Source organism: Stenotrophomonas sp. 89682_Sma (assembly GCF_056481405.1).
This window is the reverse complement of record NZ_CM151147.1, coordinates 3405409-3423772: the sequence shown is the minus strand read 5'-3', so window position 1 is coordinate 3423772 and position 18364 is coordinate 3405409. Positions and strand designations below refer to the sequence as shown.

At 67.7% G+C, this 18364-nt stretch carries 16 protein-coding genes; 8 read left to right on the top strand and 8 right to left on the bottom strand.

The features are described from left to right. Positions 1-22: 22 nt before the first annotated feature. On the top strand, positions 23-3877 hold the full coding sequence (locus tag ACZK29_RS15930) for a YhdP family protein (protein ID WP_478446232.1): 3855 nt from the start codon (positions 23-25) through the stop codon (positions 3875-3877). A gap of 59 nt (positions 3878-3936) precedes the next feature. Then, positions 3937-5382: a metalloprotease TldD gene (gene tldD, locus ACZK29_RS15925; RefSeq protein WP_106550599.1), complete on the top strand. Its 1446-nt coding sequence runs from the start codon at positions 3937-3939 to the stop codon at positions 5380-5382. 41 nt (positions 5383-5423) lie between these two features. Here tldD and yjgA read toward each other — a convergent pair whose 3' ends face one another. Further along, positions 5424-6011 carry a ribosome biogenesis factor YjgA gene (gene yjgA / locus ACZK29_RS15920; protein ID WP_106550600.1) on the bottom strand — a complete coding sequence of 196 codons (588 nt, stop codon included), beginning with the start codon at positions 6009-6011 and terminating at the stop codon, positions 5424-5426. A gap of 68 nt (positions 6012-6079) precedes the next feature. Here yjgA and pmbA point away from each other — a divergent pair, with 68 nt between their 5' ends. After that, on the top strand, positions 6080-7447 hold the full coding sequence (gene pmbA / locus ACZK29_RS15915) for a metalloprotease PmbA (RefSeq protein WP_478446231.1): 1368 nt from the start codon (positions 6080-6082) through the stop codon (positions 7445-7447). 87 nt (positions 7448-7534) lie between these two features. Beyond that, positions 7535-7909, top strand: a complete 375-nt coding sequence (locus tag ACZK29_RS15910) for a DUF4870 domain-containing protein (protein ID WP_106550602.1) — start codon at positions 7535-7537, stop codon at positions 7907-7909. Positions 7910-7990: 81 nt separating this feature from the next. Here the strand turns inward: ACZK29_RS15910 and ACZK29_RS15905 are convergent, their stop codons facing one another. From ACZK29_RS15905 to tilS, 3 genes are read right to left on the bottom strand one after another with little or no spacing between them, the layout of a single operon-like run. Further along, positions 7991-8869: a polyprenyl synthetase family protein gene (locus tag ACZK29_RS15905; RefSeq protein WP_111112148.1), complete on the bottom strand. Its 879-nt coding sequence runs from the start codon at positions 8867-8869 to the stop codon at positions 7991-7993. Further along, a complete protein-coding gene (locus tag ACZK29_RS15900; protein WP_111204442.1) occupies positions 8859-9119 on the bottom strand; it encodes an exodeoxyribonuclease VII small subunit in 261 nt (86 codons plus the stop codon). Before ACZK29_RS15900 ends, ACZK29_RS15905 begins: the two co-directional genes overlap by 11 nt. Before the next feature lie 36 nt (positions 9120-9155). Next, positions 9156-10442: a tRNA lysidine(34) synthetase TilS gene (tilS, locus tag ACZK29_RS15895; RefSeq protein ID WP_478446230.1), complete on the bottom strand. Its 1287-nt coding sequence runs from the start codon at positions 10440-10442 to the stop codon at positions 9156-9158. A 437-nt stretch (positions 10443-10879) separates the two neighbouring features. Here tilS and ACZK29_RS15890 point away from each other — a divergent pair, with 437 nt between their 5' ends. Both ACZK29_RS15890 and ACZK29_RS15885 read left to right on the top strand, forming a co-directional pair. Further along, on the top strand, positions 10880-11173 hold the full coding sequence (locus ACZK29_RS15890; RefSeq protein WP_006388655.1) for a transposase: 294 nt from the start codon (positions 10880-10882) through the stop codon (positions 11171-11173). Continuing rightward, complete coding sequence (locus ACZK29_RS15885; RefSeq protein ID WP_111202687.1) at positions 11170-12030, top strand: IS3 family transposase; 861 nt, start codon at positions 11170-11172, stop codon at positions 12028-12030. The genes ACZK29_RS15890 and ACZK29_RS15885 overlap by 4 nt, the downstream gene beginning before the upstream one ends. A gap of 209 nt (positions 12031-12239) precedes the next feature. On the opposite strand, the gene ACZK29_RS15880 is transcribed toward ACZK29_RS15885, so the two are convergent. Together ACZK29_RS15880 and ACZK29_RS15875 are read right to left on the bottom strand one after the other, a co-directional pair. Continuing rightward, positions 12240-12788, bottom strand: a complete 549-nt coding sequence (locus tag ACZK29_RS15880; RefSeq protein WP_111113553.1) for a WG repeat-containing protein — start codon at positions 12786-12788, stop codon at positions 12240-12242. Beyond that, positions 12785-14491 carry an alkaline phosphatase gene (locus tag ACZK29_RS15875; protein ID WP_111204138.1) on the bottom strand — a complete coding sequence of 569 codons (1707 nt, stop codon included), beginning with the start codon at positions 14489-14491 and terminating at the stop codon, positions 12785-12787. Before ACZK29_RS15875 ends, ACZK29_RS15880 begins: the two co-directional genes overlap by 4 nt. Positions 14492-14644: 153 nt before the next feature. On the opposite strand from ACZK29_RS15875, the gene ACZK29_RS15870 reads away from it, so the two are divergent. After that, positions 14645-15979: a dicarboxylate/amino acid:cation symporter gene (locus ACZK29_RS15870; protein WP_459047178.1), complete on the top strand. Its 1335-nt coding sequence runs from the start codon at positions 14645-14647 to the stop codon at positions 15977-15979. Positions 15980-16232: 253 nt separating this feature from the next. On the opposite strand, the gene ACZK29_RS15865 is transcribed toward ACZK29_RS15870, so the two are convergent. Together ACZK29_RS15865 and ACZK29_RS15860 are read right to left on the bottom strand one after the other, a co-directional pair. Further along, positions 16233-17006, bottom strand: a complete 774-nt coding sequence (locus ACZK29_RS15865) for a C40 family peptidase (RefSeq protein ID WP_106551133.1) — start codon at positions 17004-17006, stop codon at positions 16233-16235. Positions 17007-17137: 131 nt separating this feature from the next. Further along, positions 17138-17677, bottom strand: a complete 540-nt coding sequence (locus ACZK29_RS15860; protein WP_478446229.1) for a C40 family peptidase — start codon at positions 17675-17677, stop codon at positions 17138-17140. A 111-nt stretch (positions 17678-17788) separates the two neighbouring features. Here ACZK29_RS15860 and ACZK29_RS15855 point away from each other — a divergent pair, with 111 nt between their 5' ends. Further along, complete coding sequence (locus ACZK29_RS15855) at positions 17789-18271, top strand: FKBP-type peptidyl-prolyl cis-trans isomerase (protein WP_099554997.1); 483 nt, start codon at positions 17789-17791, stop codon at positions 18269-18271. The last annotated feature ends 93 nt before the right edge of the window (positions 18272-18364 follow it).

Here is an 18364-nt window from a genome sequence, read left to right as displayed (position 1 = left end):
GGCCGCAGGCCGGCGGTGGCCGATGAGCGCGCCGCCGCGCCTGCGACTGCGAAGGATCCGCCGTCATTTCATTGCCGCCTGCGCGGTGGGCCTGGTCGGGCTGGCACTGCTGGTGGGCACCCTCAGCCAGCTGCTGCCGCTGGCCGAGCGCCATCCCGACAGGATTGCCGCCTGGTTGAGTGAACGCGCCGGCCAGCCGGTGCATTTCGACCAGCTGCAGACGGCCTGGACCCGGCGCGGCCCGCTGCTGCAGCTGAAGGGCCTGCGCATCGGCGCCGGCCAGGGCCTGGCCATCGGCGAGGCCGAGGTGCTGGTGTCGATGTACAGCGGGCTGCTGCCCGGCCGCTCGTTGACCGAACTGCGCCTGCGTGGCCTGGCGCTGGACCTGCAGCAGGGCGAGGACGGCCGCTGGTCGGTGCGTGGCCTGCCGCAGTCCAACACCGGCGGCGATCCGCTGGACGCGTTGCGCCGGCTGGGCGAACTGCAGGTGATCGGTGGCCGCCTGGGCGTGCATGCGCCGGGCCTGGGCATCGACACCACGCTGCCGCGCATCGACCTCCGCCTGCGCGTCAACGGCCAGCGCCTGCGGGTCGGCGTACGGGCATGGGCACAGGCCGACGCGCTGCCTTTGACCGCGGTACTGGACGTGGACCGCGCAGGCGGCAACGGCCAGGCCTGGCTTGGCGCAGACCCCGTTGATTTCCACGCCTGGTCGCCGCTGCTTGCGGCCGGGGGCATCCGCCTGCGCGAGGGCAAGGGCGAGCTGAACCTGTGGCTGACGCTGCGCGATTTCGCGCCGGTGGCCCTGACCACTGATTCGGACCTGCGTGACGTCCGCATCGATGGCGCGCCGATGCCCGACGTGGCTGCTCCGCAGCTGCAGCTGCAGCGCGTGCAGGCCCGCCTGCGCTGGCAGCGCCAGGCCGATGGCTGGGCGTTGCAGGTGCCGCGCCTGCGCCTGAAGTCGGCGGACGGTGAACAACAGCTCGATGGCCTGCACCTGCAGGTCGGCAAGCAGTTGCGGGTTGGTTCCGGCGAGGTACAGGCCGGTACCGCGCTGCGCGCCCTGGCGCTGAGTGATCGCCTCGACCCCGGCCTGCGCCATTGGCTGTTCCTGTCCAAACCGCAGCTGGATGTGCGTGAGCTGCAGCTGGCCGGCGAACGTGATGGCCCGTTGTGGGTCCAGGGTGAGCTGCAGTCGCTGGGCTTCGCCAGCGTGGGTCACTCGCCGGGCCTGCGTGGCCTGGGGGGGCGCTTCGAGGGCGATGCCGATGGCTTCAGCCTGCAGCTGCAGCCGCAACGTCAACTGCAGTTCGATTGGCCGACGGGCTTCGGCGTGCGCCACGACCTGCATCTGGCCGGGCAGGTGGTGGGCTGGCGCGACGAGGCCGGTGGCTGGCGCATCGGCACCGCGGCGATGCGGGTGGAAGGTACCGATTACGCGGCCGATGTGCGTGGCGGCGTCTGGTTCCAGGGTGACGGCACGCGGCCGTGGCTGCAGCTGGCGGCCAAGCTGGACGATGTGCCGATGACCGCGGCCAAGCGGTTCTGGATCCATTCCAAGATGAGCAAGGGCGCCACCGACTGGCTGGACATGGCACTGGCCGGTGGGCAGGTGCGCAACGGTGTCGGCCTGGTCAGTGGTGACCTGGATGACTGGCCGTTCGACAACCATGATGGCCGCTTCGAGGCCACCGGACACATCACCAACGGCGAGATCCGCTTCCAGCACGATTGGCCGCTGATGCGCCAGGTCGATGCCGATATCGCCTTCATCGGCCCCGGCTTCGACATGCGCGGGCGCGGCGATCTGGCCGGCGTGGCGGTACAGGCATTCGAAGCGGGCATTCCGGACTTCGGCCAGCAGCCGCTGTATGTGCGCGCGGATGCGCCCAGCGATGCGGGCAAGCTGCTGGCGATGCTGCGGCAGAGCCCGCTGCACAAGGACTATGGCGATACCCTGGACAACCTGGTCGCCAGCGGCCCGGCGCACGTGACCTTCGACCTGCTGCAGCCGCTGCACCACGATGAAGGCGGCGGTCACCTGCAGGGCACGGTCGACCTCAACGGTGTGAAGCTGGTGGACAAGCGCTTCCAGCTGGCCTTCGACAACATGCATGGGCAGGCGCGCTACAGCAATGGCGGCTTCGGTGCCGAGGAACTGGCGGTGCGCCACCTTGGTCAGGACGGCCGCTTGAGCCTGCGCGCCGGCGGCTACGTGCACGACAGCAGGCTGGCGTTCGAGTCGCAGCTGACGGCCAACCTCGACGCCGGCGTGCTGATTGACCGCGCCCCGGAAATGGCGTGGCTCAAGCCCTATATCGCCGGTACCTCTCCATGGACCATTGCGGTCAACCTGCCCAAAGTGGCACCGGGAGCGCCCGCACCGCCCAGCGAGCTGCGCCTGAGTTCGGATCTGGTGGGAACCCGCCTGGACCTGCCGGCGCCCCTGGACAAGCCGGCCACCGAGCCGCTGGCGACCACGGTGGCCGCGCAGCTGCCGATGGGCGCTGGCCGCATCGATGTGGCCTTTGGCCAGCGTCTGGCCCTGGCCGCGCGCAGCCACAACAACCGCACCGGTGTGCAGGTCACCCTGGGCAGCGACCATGCCGATCGCGAGCCGCCGCCGAGCGGACTGTCCGTCAATGGCCGCAGCCCGACCCTGGATGCGCTGGAGTGGATCGGCCTGGCCCGCGGTGGCAACGACGATGACGGCATGCCGCTGCGTGCCGTGGACGTGCAGGTCGGCAAGCTGATGCTGATCGGCGGCGTCTTCGAGCAGACCCGCCTGCAGCTGCAGCCGGGACCGCAAGCGCTGGATGTGCGCCTGGATGGACCTTCGCTGGCCGGTCGCCTGACCGTACCCAACGCCGAAGGAGGCACCATCAGTGGCCAACTCGATCGCGTGCACTGGCAGTCGCTGCCGCCGGCACCGGGTGCGGCCGCGCCAGCGCGGGTGCAGGCGGGTGCCAATGACATGGACCCGGCCAAGTTGCCGCCGTTCGCGCTGGACATCGCCGACCTGCAGTTCGGCAAGGTCGTGCTCGGCCAGGCGGTGCTGCGCACGCGGCCACTGGCCAACGGATTGAACGTGGACGAGCTGCGCTTCCGCGCGCCGGACCAGGAGATCGACATCAGCGGTCGCTGGCTGGGCCGCACCGGTGGTGCCCGCACCGAACTGACCGCGCAGGTGCGCAGTGAGGACCTGGGCGGCCTGATGCAGAACCTCGACTACGGCGGGCAGCTGCGCGGCGGCTCCGGCCAGGCACAGCTGCAGGCGTCGTGGAGCGGGGGGCCGTCGGACTTCCAGCTGGCCAACCTGCAGGGCCGCCTTGACCTGCACGCACGCAACGGCCAGCTGCTGGAGCTGGAGCCCGGTGCCGGCCGAGTGCTGGGCCTGCTCAGCGTGACCCAGCTGCCGCGGCGCCTGATGTTCGATTTCCGCGATTTCTTCTCCAAGGGCTTCGCGTTCAACCAGGTCGACGGCAGCGTGCAGTTCGGACAGGGCATGGCCCGCACCGACAAAGTACTGATCGAAGGCCCGGCGGCGAACATCACCATCCGCGGCCAGGCCGACCTGCGCAACCAGCAGTTCGACCAGACCATCGATGTCAACCCGCGCGCCGGCAACCTGCTGACCGTGGTCGGCGCGGTGGCAGGTGGCCCGGTGGGCGCGGCGCTCGGCGCGGCCACCAATGCGGTATTGTCCAAACCGCTCGGCGAGATCGGCGCCCGCACCTACAAGGTGACCGGCCCCTGGAAGGAGCCGAAGGTGGAAGTGATCGAACGCAGCCGCGACAAGACCCCGCCAGCGCCTGTGCCGCGCCCGGCCCCGGCCGTTCCGCCGACCGTTACCGACCTGCCACGCTCACGCTGAGCGTGGACCTCCTGTTCACGGGGCTTGCCTGAGCGCCCCCGCACCCCCAGATCGAGACCATGACTGATATCGCCCTGACGCTTGCCCAAGACCGCCTGCTGCGCCCCGGTGGCCTGGATACCGCTGGCCTGGAGCGCACCTTCGGACAGTTGCTCGGCCCCGGAGTCGACTTCGGAGACCTTTATTTCCAGCATGCCCGCCGCGAGAGCTGGAGCGTGGAGGATGGCATCGTCAAGGACGGTGCCCACTCCATCGAGCAAGGCGTGGGCGTGCGGGCGATTTCCGGTGAGAAGACCGGTTTCGCCTATTCCGATGACATCCATGCCGACGCGCTGCTGGCCGCGGCGCAGTCGGCGCGTGCGATCTCGCGCGAAGGTGGCGCGCAGGCCGGGCGCTCGCTGCTGCGAGGCAATGCACGCGCGCTGTATCCGGCGCTGGATCCCATCGATGGCGTCGGCAACGAGGCCAAGGTCGAGGTGCTCAAGCGCCTGGACGGCTACCTGCGTGCCGCCGACCCGCGCGTGAAGCAGGTGATGGTCAGCCTGTCCGGGGGCGTCGACACGGTGCTGATCGCCCGCAGCGACGGCGTGCTGGGCGCTGACGTGCGCCCGCTGGTGCGCCTGAACGTGCAGGTGATCGTCGAACACAACGGCCGCCGCGAGTCCGGCTATGCCGGTGGCGGTGGCCGCTATGGCTATGAGGAACTGTTCGCTGATGGCCGCCCCGAGGCATTTGCCCGCGAGGCCCTGCGCCAGGCGCTGGTGAACCTGGACGCCGTGCCGGCACCGGCCGGGGTGATGCCGGTGGTGCTGGGCCCGGGCTGGCCCGGCGTGCTGCTGCACGAGGCGGTCGGCCATGGCCTGGAAGGCGATTTCAACCGCAAGGGCACCAGTGTCTACGCTGGCCGCATCGGCGAACGCGTTGCCGCCCCGGGGGTGACCATCGTTGACGACGGTACGCTCGACGGCCGTCGCGGTTCGCTCAACATCGACGACGAAGGCCACCCGAGCCAGTGCACCACGCTGATCGAGGACGGCATCCTGGTCGGCTACATGCAGGACAGCCTCAATGCACGCCTGATGGGCATGGCACCGACCGGCAACGGGCGTCGCGAATCGTTCGCGCACCTGACCATGCCGCGCATGACCAATACCTACATGCGTGCCGGCCAGCACGATCCGCAGGAAATGATCCGTTCGGTGAAGAAGGGCCTGTATGCGGTCAACTTCGGCGGTGGCCAGGTCGACATCACCAGCGGCAAGTACGTGTTCTCGGCCACCGAGGCCTACCTGATCGAGGATGGCCGCATCACCGCGCCGGTGAAGGGCGCGACCCTGATCGGCAACGGTCCGGAGACCATGCAGAAGGTACGCATGGTCGGCAACGACCTGGCCCTGGATGAGGGCGTGGGTATCTGTGGCAAGGACGGGCAGAGTGTGCCGGTGGGTGTCGGCCAGCCGTCGCTGTTGATCGAGGGCATCACCGTCGGCGGTACCCAGGCCTGAGCCGGGCGATGGCCAGCGCCACCGCCCGCGCCGGCGCGGACTCAGTCCTCGTCGGCTTCGTCGGTCTCGACGTGGCCGGCGTCTTCGGCGCTGGCCTTCAGGCCGAGCGCCGCCGGCAGCATCAGTGCGCGCAGCACCTGGTAGATCTCGCGGTAGGCACGCGGCGGCTTGTTCTTCGCCTTCTCGGCCTGCGCATTGCGCACCAGCGTGCGCAGCTGCTGGCGGTCGGCCTGCGGGTAGTCGTCCAGCAGGGCGGCCAGCGCCTTGTCACCTTCGGCCAGCAGGCGCTCGCGCCAGTCTTCCACGCGGTGCATCATCGCCACCTCGCGGCGGCCGGTTTCGCTGTTGGCATCCAGCGCATCGCGGATCGCATCCAGCGTGGCGTCTTCTTCGCGGCGCATGTGCTTGGCCAGGAACGCCAGCTGGCGCTTGTGGGCGATGTGGGCGGTGATGCGCTTGCACTCGGCGATGTGCGGCAGCAGGTCTTCCGGGATCGGCAGGCGCGCCAGCTGGGCCGGTGTCAGCGACACCAGTTTTTCGCCCAGGGCCAGGACGTCGAGCGCGTCGCGCCGGTTCTGGCTGCGGCTCTTGTCGTGGAATTCACCGGTTTCTTCGTCGCGTCCGCGCATCGTCCATACCTGATTTCAAAAAAAGTCGCCCGGCGTGATGCCGGGCCCAACCCGTACAGGATAAAGCATTGAACGTGATCGCCCCTGAAGCCGCTGTCGGCGACGACAGCGCGGCCCGGCTGGAACGGCTGGCCGACCTCTCCCAGCAGCTGCTTGACCGTGCCCGCGCGCTGGGCGCCAGCCAGGCCGAAGTCAGCTGCAGCGAAGACCGTGGCCTGGAGGTCAATGTCCGCCTCGGCGAGGTCGAAACCGTGCAGTCCACCCGCGACCGCGGCATCGCCGTCACCGTGTACTTCGGCCAACGCAAGGGCAGTGCCAGCACCGGCGACCTGAACGAGGCCAGCCTGGCGGCCACGGTCGAGCAGGCCTGCGCCATCGCCCGGCATACCGAGGACGACCCGGCCGCCGGCCTGGCCGAGGCGGACCTGATGGCCACCCACTTCCCGGACCTGGACGGCTGGCACCCGTGGGCGCTGCAGGCCGACGAGGCGGTGGACCTGGCCCTGGCCTGCGAAGCCGCAGGCCGTGAGGCCGATGCGCAGATCCGCAATTCCGATGGCGCCTCGGTGTCGAGCATGCAGAGCCTGTCGGTCTATGCCAATTCGCATGGCTTCATCGGCCGTGAGCGCGGCACCCACCACTCGGTCGGTTGTGCGCTGATCGCCGGGCAGGGCGATGGCATGCAGCGTGACGGCTGGTACACCAGTGCGCTGGCTCGCGAGGACCTGGAGGACGTCGGCCTGGTCGGTCGCCGTGCCGCCGAGCGCACTGTCGCCCGCCTGCAGCCGCGATCGCTGGCCACCGGCAGCATGCCGGTGCTGTTCGCCCCGGAAGTGGCGCGCAGCCTGGTCGGGCACCTGCTGTCGGCGGTGTCCGGCGGTGCCCTGTACCGCCAGGCCAGCTTCCTGCTGGACAGCGTTGGCCAGCGCCTGTTCCCGGAATGGATGCAGATCGAGGAGCTGCCGCACCTGCGCCGTGGCCTGCGCTCGGCAGCCTTCGACGGCGACGGCGTCGCCACCCGGGCCTCGGCGCTGGTCCGCGATGGCGTGCTGCAGCGCTATGTGCTGGGCAGCTACTCGGCACGCAAGCTGGGCCTGCAGACCACCGCCAACGCCGGCGGCGTGCACAACCTGCAGTTGGCGGCCAATGCCGGCTCCCTGCAGGACATCGCGCGGCAGATGGGCGACGGCCTGCTGGTGACCGAGCTGATGGGGCAGGGCGTGAACGGCGTGACCGGCGACTATTCGCGTGGCGCGGGTGGCTTCCGGGTCGAGAACGGCGAGATCCAGTACCCGGTGGACGGCATCACCATCGCCGGCAACCTGCGCGAGATGTTCAGCAGCATCGAGGCGGTCGGCAGCGACGTCGATCCCCGGTCGCACATCCGGACCGGTTCGATCCTGTTGGGGCGGATGACCATCGCAGGTAATGATTGATGCCGTCGATGGCGTAAGCTATGCCCGCCTGACGCAATCAGCTGGGTGCTGGTTGGTCAAGACCACCCAATGAAAAGGAGTTTTGTCGTGAGTGAATTCGATAACGTCCCGCCGCCGCCGCCGGCCACCACCGACGTCCCGGCCGACCAGCGCACCATGGCCCTGGCCGCGCACCTGCTGGGCATCTTCACCGGCTTCATCGGCGCGCTGATCATCTGGCTGATCAACAAGGATGACGCGGGCAAGGCCTTCGTGACCGACCAGGCCAAGGAAGCCCTGAACTTCCAGATCACCGTGACCATCGCCATGGTCATCAGCATGATCCTGATGATCGTGATCATCGGCGGCATCCTGGCGCCGATCGTCGGCATCATCAGCCTGGTGTTCAGCATCATCGCTGCGGTCAAGGCCAACAACGGCGAAGCCTACCGCTACCCGTTCGCGCTGCGCCTGATCAAGTAAGATCGTCCGCACGCGGAACTGAAAACGCCCGGCATTGCCGGGCGTTTTCGTGTGCGGGAAATGCCGGCCCGCGTGCAGCGATCAGTGATCGCGTTCCACCGCCAGCGTTGCCAGGGCGCGCAGCGCATCGGCCTCGTCGCCATACCCGGCCAGCAGGGCCTGCATGCGTGCCGCCAGTTCCTGCAGCTGCGCCTTCGCACCGTCCATGCCGAGCAGGGCGGGGAAGGTGCTCTTGTCCTGTGCCTGGTCCTTGCCGGCGGTCTTGCCCAGCTGTTCGGAACTGGCTTCGACATCGAGGATGTCATCGCGCACCTGGAAGGCCAGGCCGAGCGCATCGGCGAAGCTGTCCAGCTGGGCCAGCTGCGGTTCGTGGGCCTGGCCGCACAGCGCGCCCATGCGTACCGCCGCCCGGATCAATGCACCGGTCTTCAGGGCATGCATGCGGGTCAGTGCTGCCAGCGTCTGCTGCTGGCCGGTGGCATCGATGTCCAGCGCCTGGCCGCCGCACATGCCTGAAGCACCCGAGGCATGGGCCAGGGTCTGCAGGCAGGCCACGCGCAAGGTGGCTGGCAGCGGAGCATCGGCCAGCAGGCCGAAAGCACGGGTCTGCAGCGCATCACCGGCAAGGATGGCGGTGGCTTCGTCGAAGGCGATGTGGGTGGTCGGCTTGCCGCGACGCAGGGCATCGTCGTCCATCGCCGGCAGGTCGTCATGCACCAGCGAATAGGCGTGGATCAGCTCGACGGCCATCGCAGCGGCGTCCAGGTGTTCCAGTTGCGCGCCGAACAGGTGACCACTGGCGTACACCAGCAGCGGCCGCATGCGCTTGCCGCCACCGAGCACCGAATAGCGCATGGCCTGGTGCAGACGCTGCGGCGCCTCGGCAGGCGAGGGCAGGGCGGCATCGAGCTGGCTTTCGATACGGTCGCGCCAACGCGCGAACAGAACCTCAGCCGTCATGGCTGGGCGGATCGAAAGGCTCGGAGGCTTCCGGCTGCGCCGGATCGCTGAGCAGGCGCACGCGCAGTTCGGCCTGCTCCAGCGCCTGCTGGCACTGGCGGTACAGACCGACACCACGCTCGTAAGCACTGAGCGAAGCTTCCAGGCTCAGCTCGCCGGTTTCCATCTGCTCCACCAGCTGCTCCAGCGATTCGAGCGACTGCTCGAACCGGGCGACCGGGGAGGCGTTTTCGGGGGACTTCTTGGCCATGCGGCAAGTGTGGACGGGCCGCGCGCGGGGGTCAATTCACCAGCCGCCGGGACGCCACCGCAGCTGCGCCTCGTTCGCCTGCAACCAGGCCTGCAAGGGCGCGGCGATGACCACGTCGGCCGCGGCCAGCAACTGCGGGCCATCGAAGATCAACGGCAGCTGCGCGCGCCGCCATGGGGCAAGGCGCTCACGCTGCAGGCAGTCCTTCAGCGCGTGCGAATGCTGGCGACCGGGCAGCAGGATGCGCTCACCGCCCACGCGTGTGCGGACCTGCAGTGGCTGCTCGAAAGCGCTGGCGCCAAGCAGGCTCAGCTGACCACCATCGGGCAATGGCAGCGGTGCACGGCCATCCCAGGCGGCTTGCCAGCCGAGGGGCAGCGAAGGCAGCCGGGCCGGCAGCAGGTAGGCGTGGTCACGCCATTGCTGGATCGCGTGATCCTGCCAGCGCACACGCGCCTGGCGGTCGATGTCGGCCGGCAACAGCTCCTCCAGCGCCTGCTGCAACACCGTGGCCGGCAACGGTGCTGCGCCGTGGCCGATCACCCAGGCGCGCAGCACGCGTGCCGCGCGCCCCGGTGATACCTGACGCAGCAACTGCAGCGACAGCACGCGCGGTGCCACTTCCAGGTGCGCGATCAGCTCGGCGTCTTCCTCGTCCAGCAATTCGCGGGTCTGCCGGCAATGCGTCGCGCTGCCGGCCAATGCCGCAGCCGCGTGCGGCCAGCGCTGGCGCAGCAACGGCAACACCTGCAGGCGCAGGAAGTTGCGATCGGCGTGGTCTTCGGCGTTGCTGGGGTCTTCGATCCATTGCAGCGCGTGCTGCCGGGCGTAGTCGAGCAGCGCGGTGCGCGGCGTCGACAGCAGCGGTCGCCACAGGCGATGTTCGCCAAGGCGGCTGTGCGCGGACATCGCTGCAAGGCCGTCGACGCCCGAACCGCGCAGCGCGCGCATCAGGAAGGTCTCGGCCTGGTCGTCCTGGTGCTGCGCCAGTGCCAGCGTTTCACCTTCGCGCAGTTCAGCCGCGAAGGCGGAACGTCGTGCCTGGCGAGCCGCGCCTTCAAGGCCCAGGCCTGTGGTGTCGTCGACCTGTACGTGATGCACGGCCAGCTCGATACCGAGGGCCGCGCACTGCTGCTGGCAATGCCGTACCCAGTCGTCGGCGGCTGGCTGCAGACCGTGGTGTACGTGCATCGCACGCAGTGGAGTGCCGGAGGCCTGGGCGCAGCGCCACAGCCAGTGCAGCAGCACGGTGGAGTCGACACCGCCGCTGTAGCCCACCAGCAGGGGGGCATCCAGCGGAACAAGGGCAGGGAAGGCAGTCACGGCGGCAAGTATAGGGTGGGGTTTACTTGGCAGGGCTGCGCCCTGCACCCGCTACGAGCCAGAGCAACAGCAACAGCTGGTCTGCTGAGGGATGGCGGGGTGGGTCCGGTTGCGGGAGACGCCGTAAACCCATCCTTGGGGGCTTGGCCGCGGCATCCATGCCGCGGACACTCCCGCAACCGGACCCACCCCGCCTTCGACAGTTTCCTGCGAACTGTCGGAATTGCTCCTGGGGTCAGATCCGTTTTCCGCAGGAAAACGGATCTGACCCCGGATTCAATTCGATATCTGACAGATTTCATCCACGCATGGCGTGGATCTACTGGCCACCAGCCAACTGTCGAAGGCGGGGCACTGTGGGTTTGCGGGGTGTGTGATCTGGCCCCCCGTCAGCGGACGCCAAGAAGCGATACTTTGATCGCACCTGGAGGTCCCTTATGTCCCGTATCACCCGTCGTAGCTACACCGATGAGTTCAAGCACCAAGCCGTGGAGTTGGCCGAGTCGCTCGGGCCTGCCGCAGCAGCCCGTCAGCTGGAGATGTCGGTCAAGACGCTGGCAAATTGGCTTGACGCGGTCCGTGCTGGCCGGTCGTTGACCTCTGAGGCTCGCAGGCCGGCCACCGACCTGGAAAGCGAGATCAGCCGCCTTCGGGCCGAGAACGCCAATCTGAAGATGGAGCGGGAAATCCTAAAAAAAGCGGCGGCGTTCTTTGCCAGAGAGTCCAAGTGAGGTACGCCTTCGTCGCCAGTCAAAGGACTCACTACCCGACCAGGTTGTTGTGTCGGGTTCTTAGGGTTTCTGTCTCTGGATTCCATGATTACCTGCGCCGGCAGTGTGCCCAAACGTGCGATGTCGATTCGGCCCTCCGTACCGAGCTTCGGGCCATTCATGTGACCAGCAAGCGCAGTTATGGGCGACGTCGGCTGGTCAGGGCCTTACGAGCCAGGAATCACCCAGTCGGCCACAAGCGCGTGGCACGGTTAATGGCCGAGGAGCGAATCCAGGGCAAGACCAAAGGCCGATTCCGACCCAAGTCCTCCGGCGGCTCATCTCAGCTCGCCCCCAACCTGCTGGATCGGCAATTTGCCCCCGGAACCGGACCGACGGCGTGGGTTGGGGATATCACGTATGTCCCCACCCGCCAGGGATGGCTGCATCTGGCCGTGGTCATCAGCGTCCAGACCCGGCAGGTGCTGGGCTACAGCGTTTCCAAGCGCCTGACTGAAGAGCTGGTGGCGAAAGCATTTGCCAATGCTTGGGCTCTGCATCCACAACGACCCGGCCTGATCTTCCATTCAGATCGTGGTGGGCAGTACTGGGGGAACCAGTTTCGCCAGCTGCTGCAGTCCCATGACGTGGTCCAAAGCATGAGCCGGCCTGGCAATTGCTGGGACAACGCGGTGGCCGAGAGCTTCTTTGCGACGCTCAAGACAGAAGAGGCTGCCGAGCCTTACGCCAGTAGGGAACAAGCCAGCCAGTCCATCGCTGCTTACATCCACGGCTTCTACAATCCAGCCCGGCTACACTCGGCGCTGGGCTACCGCTCGCCTAACAACTACGCCCGGCAGCGCCGGGCTGCCGCCTGAAACGGCTTCATGGCGTCCGTTTTCAGGGGGCCAGATCAGTGAGCCGCATGGATGCGGCGACCAAGCCCCCATGGATGGGTTTACGGCGTCCCCGCAAACCCACAGTGCCCCGCCATCCCACGGAATGCATGCTGTTGCTGTTGCTTCGGCCGTTGCCGTTGCCGTTGCCGTTGCGTCTGCAGGTGCAGGGCGCAGCCCTGCCGAAAACCCTACTTCACCCGACGGCCCGAGCGGTCAATGCGGAACCGCTCTCCGCCTTCCATCGGCGTGTGGCCATCGCCATCCGGCGTGCCGCGACGACAGCCGTTGCAGACCTCGGCCACGCCATCGCGGAACGGCCAGGCGAAATCGAAGGTGCCCGGCACCACCTGGCGGAATGTCAGATCGAAGTAGCCCACGCGATTGCCGACGCGCCCGCGCAGCAGGCCTTCCTCCGGTGTCTCCGGGCCGTTGTCCCAGGTCAGCACCGGCAGGCTGCGGCCCTTGCGGTCGACGTAGTGGAAACCCTGGTCGGCATACACCACGGCCAGGCCGTGGTCATCAAAGTTCAGGTCTTTCAGCGTGTCCGGCTGGATCTTCGGCCGGTGGTCGACCACTTCGCAGTTGGGCAGCGGCCATAACCCGTGTTCGTCGGTCAGCAGCTTGCACGCCGGTGCCTGCGCCAGCGCGCTGGAACTGGCCAGCACGCCGAGCAGGGCCAGCGACCGCGCGAAGCGGCCGCTGGCAGGGGCAGGGCGGCGGGCCTGCCTCACGATCACTTGGCCTCGGCCTTGCGCTCGAAGGCCGTCGGTGCCGGCAGCTGCACCGGCACGCCCTTGTCGTCGCAGGTGCCGGCCTGGCACAGGCGCTCGCGCAGGGCCGGGGTGGCCTGCACGATCATGTGGTAGATCGCGTTCTGTTCCAGCGTGCCGCGGATCGCCTTGCTGCCCGGGCCGCGTGCCCAGATGCCCACATCCTCACCGCCGTGCGATTCGGACTTCATCGGCACCAGTGCCTCCTGCATGTAGTCGGGGTGCTCGGTGTCGACCTCGCGCAGGTTCGGACGGCCGTTGGCCGCTTCAAAGCTGCTCGGGTTGTGCGGGTAACGCTTCGGGCCGGCTGGCTGCTGGTTGCTGCTGCCGGTATGGCCCGGGCCATTGGCGTAGCTCAGCGTGGTGTACGGCTGGCCGGTGCCGTCCAGCGCGTAGTCCAGCTTGCCGGCGCCGTCTTCGCCGCCCTTGTCCTTCACCTTGCCCAGGATCGGGTTGCCGCGTGCCGGGTAGCCGACGAAGTTCAGCGTGTGCGAGTGGTCGGCGGTAACGATGATCAGCGTGTCATCGGCCGAGGTCAGTTCGTTGGCCACGCGCACCGCGTCGGACAGGGCCACGGTCTCGGTGAGTGCACGGTAGGCATTGCCGCTGTGGTTGGCGTGGTCGATGCGCGCGCCTTCGATCATCAGCACGTAGCCTTCCTGGTGCTTTGAAAGGTTCTTGATCGCTGCTGCGGTCATTTCGGCCAGGCTCGGCTCACCGCCCGGATCCTGCGGGCGCTCGTATTCGTAGCGCATGTGGTCCGGCTCGAACAGGCCAAGGATGGCCGGCGCGTTGGCGGCGGCGGCCAGCTGCTTGCTGTTCCACACGTAGGCACCCTGCGGGTGCGCCTGCTGCCATTCCTGCACCAGGCTGCGGCCGTCCAGGCGCTGGCCGACCTTGTCGTCGTATTCCGGATCGCGCTCTTCCACGGTGGTGAATTCACCGCGACCGCCGCCGAGGGCGACCAGCGGGCCGCGCCCATAGCGCGAGGTCGACAGCAGCTGCTGGGCGATGTCCTTGCAGCCTGCGGCCTTGGCGGCTTCAGTCAGGTCGGTGTCGTTTTCCCAGTTGCGCTCGGGTGAGTGCGCATAGGTGGCGGCCGGGGTGGCATGGGTCAGGCGCGCGGTCGACACCACGCCGGTGGCCAGGCCGGCGCTGTCGGCCAGCTGCAGCCAGGTCAGCAGGCCCTTGGACAGGCTGTCGGCGCAGTCGGTGCGGCTGCCGGCGCTGACGCCGATCGCGCCCATGTGGGTCTTCACGCCGGTGGTGATGGCGGTCATGGTGCCGGCCGAATCCGGGGTCTGCGAATCGGTGTTGTAGGTCTTGCTGAACGCCGTGGCCGGGAAGCGCTCCCAGGACAGCAGGTTCTCCTCGCCCGAGCCACCCTTCTGCTGGCCTTCGTAGATGCGCGAGGCGGCCACGGTGGTCAGGCTCATGCCGTCGCCGAGGAACAGGATGACGTTCTTGGCCTTGCCGGACATCGCGCCGTTGGCGGCGGCCTGGGCGGCGCCGCTGCGGTACCACCACTGCGGTGTCTCGCCGGCCGGGTGGGCGACGGGATCGACGGCGACCTTCAGGCCGGCCGGAGCGGACGCGGGTGCGGTGCTGGCGCAGGCGCCCAGCAGCAGGGTGGTGGCGCAGGCGGCCAACAGGGAGACGGAACGGCGCATGGACGCTGGGATCTCACAAACTGTAACGGGACGTTCATTATGCCCGCCCTCGCAAGGCACGCCGATGACACACTGATTTGCCCGCCGGGCGGTCGTTCCCCAGCCGTTGTTGGGCTATCGTGCCAGCATCCCTTCCTTCCCTCTGGATTGCCTATGAAGCTGGTCTCTGCCTGGCTGCGGATTCCATTCTGGCAGCGCGTGGTCGGTGGCTTCGTGCTCGGCGCTCTGGCCGGCTGGGCGCTCGGCCCGGCCGCGGAAACGTGGTTCGGCCCGCTCGGCGAGCTGTACGTCACCCTGATCAAGATGATCGCCGTGCCGCTGGTGTTCTTCGCGGTCATCAACGCGATCTCGTCGCTGCATGGCCAGAAGTCGGTCGCCGCGCTCAGTGGCCGTACCTTCCTGTGGTTCGTGATCACCGCTGCATTGGCGGTGTGCGTCGGCCTGGGCGTGGGCACCGTGCTGCAGCCCGGCGCCGGTGGCCTGCAGCTGACGATGGCCAGCAACTACGTACCGCGTGAAGTGCCCAGCGTGGTGCAGGTGCTGCTGGATGTGGTGCCGGCCAATGTCTTCTACGCGCTGTCCGGCATCGGCACCAAGGTCAACGCAGCCGGTGAGACCGTGCTGGCGGCCGGTCGTGGTTCGATCCTGCCGGTGATCTTCTTCGCTGGCCTGGTCGGCTTCGCCATCGTCAAGCTGGGCGAGAAGGTGACCGAGGCGCGCAAGCTGGTCGGCCAGATGAGCGACATCATGATCCAGGTGACCCGCTTCGTGCTGGAAGTCACCCCGATCGGTACCTTCGGCCTGATCGCCGGCCTGGTCGGCAGCTACGGGTTCGAGAAGCTGCTGCCGCTGGGTCATTTCGTGCTGGCCCTGTATGTGGCCTGCGCCCTGCACATCGTGGTGGTCTACAGTGCGCTGCTGCTGGCGCATGGCCTGAACCCGCTGAAATTCTTCCGCGGTGCGGCGCCTGGCATGCAGGTGGCCTTCGTCAGCTCGTCCAGCTTCGCCGCGATGCCGGTGGCGCTGCGTTCGATCACCCACAACCTGGGCGTTAACAAGGACTACGGTTCGTTCGCGGTGCCGCTGGGCGCCAGCATCAAGATGGACGGCTGCGGTGCGATCTATCCGGCGCTGTGCGCGGTGTTCATCGCGCAGTACAGCGGTGTGCCGCTGACCCCGGAACAGTACGTGGTAGTGCTGATCGCTTCGGTGCTGGGCAGCTTCGGTACCGCCGGCGTGCCGGGTACCGCAGTGATCATGGCCACGGTGGTGCTGAGCGCGGCCAATCTGCCGCTGGAGACCATCGGCTACCTGTATGCCATCGACCGCATCCTGGACATGATGCGCACGATGACGAACGTGACGGGCCAGATGCTGGTGCCGGTGATCGTGGCCAAGGAGACCGGGCTGCTCGATCAGGCGGTGTATGACAACCCGTCCAGCAACGTGGGCGTGGATGATCCCGACCCGACACCACCGCAGCGCTGAGGTTGCGTGGTTAGTGAAAAGCCCGCCTGACCGGCGGGCTTTTTGTTTGGGAATGGTTGAATCGGTGCTGGCCAAGGCGGTTCCGGGTAGATCCACGCCATGCGTGGATGGGCGGTGCCGACCAAGGTCGGCACCCACCAGGGCAGGCGACGCGGTGCCGACCAAGGGCGGCACCCACCAGGGCGCGCAAACAAAAAAAAGCCGCTGCAGGGCAGCGGCTTCTTGCATCAGGCAGCGCGGTGGCGCCAGCGGGTCAGAGGTCGACCCGGCGGGCCTGCATGAACTTGTTGCCCCAGTAGCCACTGAGCAGGGTGTCCACGCGGACGTCCTTGCCCGAGCTCGGTGCGTGCAGGAAGCGGCCATCGCCGACATAGATACCGACATGGTCGACGCGGCCCTTGCGGCCGAAGAAGACCAGGTCACCCGCCGCCAGCGCAGTGCGATCGTTGATCAGTTCGGCGTTGTCGTCGTGTGCCATTTCACGCGAGACGCGCGGCAGCTCGATACCCAGGGCCGAGCGGAACACGTAGCCGACCAGGCCGCTGCAGTCGAAACCGCTGTCCGGGTTGCTGCCACCCCAACGGTACGGGGTACCCAGCAGGGTCATCGCGCGGCGCAGCAGCGACTGCACCTTGCCGTTGTCGGCCGCGGTGCCGACAACGCTGCCATTGGCAGCGCTGCTGGTGTCGTAGTTGGCGAGGAGGCGGCTGAGGTCACCGGCCACCACGGCCGAGCGGTCCATCAGCGGAATGGTGTCGTTGGCGGCCAGGTGCGGCAGCAGGGCGGCCAGGGTAGCGCTGGCGGCGGCGTCGACGCGGCTGCGCTGCGGAGCGGCAGCCTCGGCCTTGGCGGCCGGTCGGGCGGTGCTCTCGGCCACCGGGGCCGGGGTTGCATCGGAACGGTTCGGAGCAGTCTGCGACCAGACCGGGAGGCTGGTCAGACACAGCGCCAGGCCAAGCAACAACGGGCGGGCACTGCGTGAAGATACGGAAGTCTGGCCTTCGCTTTTCAGGTCGTCAGTCGTCACGCGTCGGTCACAGGAAAAAAACGATGGGGCATCATGCCCTGTAAAAGCGCGGATAAGTTAAAAATTCCGTTAGTAATTCGTTAGTTTTAAGGTGATGGGCGTCACAGTTTTGAACATATAGCCTGTTCATCTTAGCGAAGGACACGTTTCGCACCTGTGTAGTGGTCCTTCCAGTAGGGACCGCTGAGCGAGTCCAGCCGCACGGTGCCACCGGTACTCGGCGCGTGCACGAAACGCCCTTCACCTACATAGATGCCGACGTGGGTGACGCTGCCGCGGCTGCCGAAGAACACCAGATCGCCGGTGGCCAGGCGCTGCGGATCGATCTTCGGGCCCTGTACCGCCGCCAGATCGCGCGAAGTACGTGGCAGCTTCAGGTCCAGCATCTCGCGGTAGACATAGGCAACCAGGCCGCTGCAGTCGAAGCCCGAATCCGGGGTATTGCCGCCATAGCGGTAGGGGGTGCCGACCAGGCTGATGGCGCGCATCAGCACCGAGTTGGCCGCCTCCGGGTTGTCCGGCACGGTCTTCGGCCAGTTCGCCGTTGGCGGGGGAGGTGCAGGGCGGGTGGCCTTGCCAGCGCCGCAGGCGGTCATCAGCAGGGGCAGGGCCAGCAGCAGGGTCGGGGCGAGAAGCCGGCGCAGGCCGGACGAAACTGGCGTGATGTGCATGATCTCCGGATAATGCGCCACCTTGGATTGGCCGTCATGATGGCGGCGTCCCCGCCGGGCGACAACCCGCCCCAACCCGCCTGCCTCCGGCAGATCCAGACAGAGTTGCGCATGAAGATCGAAAAAGACCGCGTTGTCCGCTTCCACTACACCGTTTCCGAAGTCGGCCAGGAGCCGATCGAATCGTCCAAGGACCGCGGCGAGCCGCTGGCGATCCTGATCGGCCACGGCAACATCATCCCGGGCCTGGAAAACGCCATGATGGACAAGGAAGCCGGCGCGACCTTCAGCGTCGATGTCAATGCTGCCGACGCCTACGGCGAGCGCCGTGAGGGCCTGTCCCAGCGCGTGCCGAAGAAGCACTTCGGCAACACCAAGCTGGCCCCGGGCCAGCAGGTCGTGCTGCAGACCAACTTCGGCCCGCGTGCGGTGACCGTGCAGAAGGTCGGCATGAGCGTCGTCGACGTTGACCTCAACCACCCGATGGCTGGCAAGGACCTGCACTTCGACGTGGAGATCGTCGATGTGCGTGAAGCCGGCCAGGAAGAGATCGATCACGGCCACGTCCACGGCGACGGTGGTCACCACCACTGATCGCAGCGCGATCGTGATGTCAGCAGCGGCCCGCCTCGGCGGGCCGTTGCGTTTCTGGAACACGGCGCGCCCATCCACGGCGTGCGGGCCAGC

Coding starts and splice junctions, on each gene's coding strand:
- ACZK29_RS15905 (WP_111112148.1), bottom strand. CDS start 8,869: ATGACGGCTGAGGTTCTGTTCGCGCGTTGGCGCGACCGTATCGAAAGC.
- ACZK29_RS15870 (WP_459047178.1), top strand. CDS start 14,645: ATGAAGCTGGTCTCTGCCTGGCTGCGGATTCCATTCTGGCAGCGCGTG.
- ACZK29_RS15890 (WP_006388655.1), top strand. CDS start 10,880: ATGTCCCGTATCACCCGTCGTAGCTACACCGATGAGTTCAAGCACCAA.
- ACZK29_RS15875 (WP_111204138.1), bottom strand. CDS start 14,491: ATGCGCCGTTCCGTCTCCCTGTTGGCCGCCTGCGCCACCACCCTGCTG.
- tldD (WP_106550599.1), top strand. CDS start 3,937: ATGACTGATATCGCCCTGACGCTTGCCCAAGACCGCCTGCTGCGCCCC.
- ACZK29_RS15900 (WP_111204442.1), bottom strand. CDS start 9,119: ATGGCCAAGAAGTCCCCCGAAAACGCCTCCCCGGTCGCCCGGTTCGAG.
- ACZK29_RS15930 (WP_478446232.1), top strand. CDS start 23: ATGAGCGCGCCGCCGCGCCTGCGACTGCGAAGGATCCGCCGTCATTTC.
- ACZK29_RS15855 (WP_099554997.1), top strand. CDS start 17,789: ATGAAGATCGAAAAAGACCGCGTTGTCCGCTTCCACTACACCGTTTCC.
- ACZK29_RS15860 (WP_478446229.1), bottom strand. CDS start 17,677: ATGCACATCACGCCAGTTTCGTCCGGCCTGCGCCGGCTTCTCGCCCCG.
- yjgA (WP_106550600.1), bottom strand. CDS start 6,011: ATGCGCGGACGCGACGAAGAAACCGGTGAATTCCACGACAAGAGCCGC.